Origin of the sequence: Kineococcus glutinatus (genome assembly GCF_039542765.1) — a bacterium.
Lineage (GTDB): Bacteria > Actinomycetota > Actinomycetes > Actinomycetales > Kineococcaceae > Kineococcus_A > Kineococcus_A glutinatus.
The window spans coordinates 1-4,339 of record NZ_BAABIL010000701.1 but is presented as its reverse complement, the minus strand read 5'-3'; the positions used below and the strand labels follow the sequence as shown (position 1 = coordinate 4,339).

The window sequence follows — 4,339 nt, the reverse complement described above, 5'->3', positions numbered from 1 at the left end:
TGTCGATGCCGCCCTGCCAGGTGGCACCCCCCGAGCCGGCACCGATGAGCAGCGCCGTCGTCGTGGCGGGGACGCTGACGTTCGTGCCGCCGCTGCTGCCGGAGGCCGCGCCGTCGAGGTAGAGCTTCGTGCTGGTGCCGTCGTAGACGGCGGTGAGCAGATGCCAGCCGCCCGTGGTCACCGCGGCGGAGGTGCTGTACTGCCGGGTGCCCGCGCTGGAACGCTCGAACGTCAGCTTGCCGTCCGGGCCCAGCGAGATCGCCCAGCCGCTCGTGGCACCGCTGGTGCCCTGCTCCTTGCTGACCAGGCGCGCGGTGGTGCCCGCCGCGGGCAGCGCGTCGGCGCGGAACCACAGCTCGACGGAGAACGGCGAGTTCCCGGTGTAGGGGTGGTGGACCCCGCACGTCAGGTGGCCGGTGCCGCTGAGCGTGTAGGAGGTGCCGGTGCCGCTGGGCAGCGCGCTCGGGTCGCCGGAGACGACGGCGCTGCCGGCCCGGGTGCAGGAGGCGGGTCCGCCGTAGTTGTCCTCGGCCGTCGTCGCGGTGTTGCCCTCGTCGAGCCGCCACAGGCTCTGCAGACCCGGGATGCGGTGCACCACGCTGGGATAGGTGCAGTTGGACCTGTAGTGCACACCGACCCGGCTGGCGGTGAGCGCCCGGTCGTAGATCGCGACGTCGTCGATGCCGCCGTGCCACGTCGTGGACGGTGACACGGCGCCGGGCACCCCGGAGATCGACCCGAACCGCAGCGTGCTGCCGGTGCTGGGCAGGCTCACGGATCCGCCGCTGCTGTTGGTGGCGCCCACCCCGTCGACGTACACCGCCATCGTCGTGCCGTCGAAGGTCGCGGCGAAGTGGTGCCACGCGTCGGCGACGGGGACCGTGGTGCTGACGCCCTGCTTGCTGGAGGCGGTGTTGTTGCTGCTGTTGTACCCGTTGAACCGTTCGAAGAACAGGGCCTTGGTGGGCGGGTGGTAGCTGAGCACCCACCCGTAGCGGGTGGCGGTGGTCGGGACCTCGTTGCTGACGAGCCGCGGGTAGATGCCCGTGGTACCGGTGCTCGTGAACCAGGCCCAGCCCTCGACGCTGAACGGCGCGGTCCCGGGGAAACCGAAGGCCGTGGAACCCGTCTCGACGTAGGACCCCGGTGGGCCGTAGACCTCCAGCGAACCCACCTGGGCGGCGGTCCACGTGCTGGGGCTGGTGAAGCTCAGCCGCACGTGGCGGTACGTGGTCGTGGACGCGGGCAGGGTGATCGTGACCACGTTGCTCGCCGAGGCGTCCGTCGAGTACGTGAACACGTAGCTCTGCGATGCCACGAGCTGCGTGAAGGTCGTGCCGTCGTTGCTGCCCAGCACGGAGAACGTCTGCGTCCGCGTGGTCCACGCCGGCGGCAGCCTGACGACGACCTTGGACACGACGACGGTCACCCCCAGGTCGACCTGCGCGGTGGACGACACGTAGGGCGTGGCGACGGTGCTCTCCCAGTACGTGGTCACGTCGGCGTCCGTCATGTGGGAGGCGACGTTCGTCGGCTGCCCCGGCGGGGTCCACTCGCTGCTGGCCGTCGCGGGCCTGCCGGCGGCGAGGTCCGCGAGGTGGGTCGGGTCCAGCGCCACCGCCGTGTTCGTCTCCTTCGTCGAGGGCCGCACCGCGCCGAGGGTGGGGCCGTTGACGTAGGTGGCGGTCAGGCCGCCGACGGAGTCCACCGCGCTCGTGCCGGCGGCCTCGCCGACGCGCCAGAAGTTCGTCACCCCGGTCGTCACGGGGATCGCGCCGCCGTAGGCGTCGCAGACGTAGTTCGCCCGCGACGCGCCGGTCACCGGGTGCGCCGTGGAGCTGGTGAAGACCGCGGAGACCCCGGGCAGCACCTGCACCACGACGGCGAGGAGCAGCACCGCGAGGGCCGCGCGCCAGCGGCGGCTCACGACTGCGCCTCCCACGTGAGGGTGGTGCTGCTGGTGAGCCCCTGCCCGGCGAGGACCGCCTGTGTCGCGGCGAGCCCGTCCGCCGAGACGGCGTCGGTGACGCTGAGCACCACCTGGAACGCCCGGGTGTCCGCCGCGCCGTTCCCCGGACCCCAGGTGGTGGCCGTCGGGTCGGGCCTGCCGGTGGCGTACGTCGAGGGCAGCGCGCTGAGCGTGCCGCTGTACACGGTGCCCGAACCGGCGGCGGTGAAGGTCGAGCAGCTCGGGCCCGAGGTGGCGGTGAGGGTGCCGCGCGTCACCGTGAGCCTGACGTGCGAGCCCAGCCCCGTGCCTGTCGTGGTGCCGCGCAACCGGACCTCGACGGGCAGCGAACCGGTGTAGGAGACCCGGTAGCACGTCGTCGCGCTGTCACCGGGCTTCATGTTCACGGCCGACAGCAGCACCGAGCCCGCGGCGCGGTCGTCGGAGAGCACGACCGTGCCGGCGCTGAAGGTGTTCGCGGCGGTCGACGTGCGGGCGGTGAAGGAGGCGTCGGCGACCTGCAGCAGCGACCCGCACGCCAGCAGCGCCACCAGCACCGGGGCGGCGGGGCGCACCCGGCGCGCGAGGGCGCGGCGCAGCGCTCGTCCCCGCACGGTGCCTCCCTCCCGGCGCCCGTGGTCCCGATCGTCGGGAGCGGCGCCGTACCGGACCCCATCGGCACCGGTGCCCGCCGGCTTGAGCGGGTACCGGTGCCGGCGTCCGGCGGGGGCCGGGCTCAGGAGGCGATGAACCCCAGCAGGTCGTGGCGGGTGACCACGCCCACCGGCTTGCCCTCCTCCACCACCAGCACCGCGTCCGCCTTCTCCAGCACGGCGCGGGTCTCCTCCACCGACTGCCCGGCCCCGATGAGCGGCAGGCCCGGGCCCATGTGCTTGGCCACGGAGTCCGCCAGGCTCGCCCGGCCGGAGAACACCGCGTCCAGCAGCTCCCGCTCGCTCACCGCCCCCGCGACCTCCCCGGCCATCACCGGCGGCTCCGCGCCCACGACCGGCATCTGCGACACCCCGTACTCGCGCAGGATGGAGATCGCGTCGTGCACCGTCTCGTTGGGGTGGGTGTGCACCAGGGCGGGGATGCCACCGCCCTTGGAGCGCAGCACGTCCCCGGCGGTGGCGCTGCCGTCCTGGCGCAGGAAGCCGTAGGAGGCCATCCACGGGTCGCTGAAGATCTTGCCCAGGTAGCCGCGGCCGCCGTCGGGCAGCAGCACCACGACGACGTCGTCCGGGCCCAGGCCCTCGGCGGCCCGCAGCGCCGCGACGACGGCCATCCCGCAGGAGCCGCCCACCAGCAGGCCCTCCTCCCGGGCCAGGCGGCGGGTCATCGCGAAGGAGTCCGCGTCGGACACCGCGATGATCTCGTCGGGCACCGCGGGGTCGTACGCGGTGGGCCAGAAGTCCTCCCCGACGCCCTCCACGAGGTAGGGCCGGCCGGTGCCGCCGGAGTACACCGAGCCCTCCGGGTCGGCGCCGACGACGCGCACCGGGCCGCCGGCGCGGTCGGCGGAGACCTCCTTGAGGTAGCGGCCGGTGCCGGAGATGGTGCCGCCGGTGCCGACGCCGGTGACGAAGTGGGTGACCCGGCCGTCGGTGTCCGCCCAGATCTCCGGGCCGGTGGTGGCGTAGTGGCTCGCCGGGCCCTCGGGGTTGGCGTACTGGTTGGGCTTCCACGCCCCCGGGATCTCCCGCGCCAGGCGGTCGGAGACCGAGTAGTACGAGCTGGGGTCCTCCGGCGCGACGGCCGTGGGGCAGACGACGACCTCGGCGCCGTACGCCTGCAGCACGTTGCGCTTGTCGACGCCCACCTTGTCGGGGCAGACGAACACGCAGCGGTAGCCGCGCTGCTGCGCCACGAGGGCCAGGCCCACACCGGTGTTGCCGCTGGTGGGCTCGACGATCGTCCCGCCCGGCGCCAGCAGCCCGTCCCGCTCGGCGGCCTCGATCATCCGCAGGGCGATGCGGTCCTTCACGGAGCCACCGGGGTTGAGGTACTCCACCTTCGCGAGGACGGTGCACGCCAGACCCTCGGTCACCCGGTTGAGCTTGACGAGCGGCGTGCCGCCGACGAGGTCGACGACGGATTCGGCGTAGCGCATGGGTTCATCGTCGCAGAGCGGCGGCCCCCGCTCCTCGCCCGTCTCCGGGTCCGGGCGCCCGGAACGGCCTGCGGCGGCGCCCGAACCCGCAGACGGGCGAGGGCGACGGGTCAGAGGGCCCGGCGCAGCGCCGCCAGGTGCTCCTCGGCGGCGCGCAGGGCCGCGGCGTCGCAGGCGGCGAGCACGTCGGCGCCCACGACCGCCACCTGGTCGCCCACCCCGTGCAGGACCAGCAGCGGCAGCGGCCGGCGCGGGAGCCCCTCGGCGTCGGCGGCGAG

At 74.0% G+C, this 4,339-nt stretch carries 3 protein-coding genes; all 3 read right to left on the bottom strand.

Features of this window, described 5'->3' with window-relative positions; genetic code table 11:
- Nucleotides 1–1,942: LamG-like jellyroll fold domain-containing protein (locus ABEB16_RS20370; RefSeq protein WP_345714019.1), on the bottom strand; the 1,942-nt coding region annotated here is incomplete at its 3' end.
- Complete coding sequence (locus tag ABEB16_RS20365; RefSeq protein ID WP_345714018.1) at nt 1,924–2,562, bottom strand: hypothetical protein; 639 nt, start codon at nt 2,560–2,562, stop codon at nt 1,924–1,926. The genes ABEB16_RS20370 and ABEB16_RS20365, both read right to left, overlap by 19 nt.
- A 122-nt stretch (nt 2,563–2,684) precedes the next feature.
- On the bottom strand, nt 2,685–4,061 hold the full coding sequence (locus tag ABEB16_RS20360) for a cystathionine beta-synthase (protein WP_345714017.1): 1,377 nt from the start codon (nt 4,059–4,061) through the stop codon (nt 2,685–2,687).
- Between the last annotated feature and the right edge of the window lie 278 nt (nt 4,062–4,339).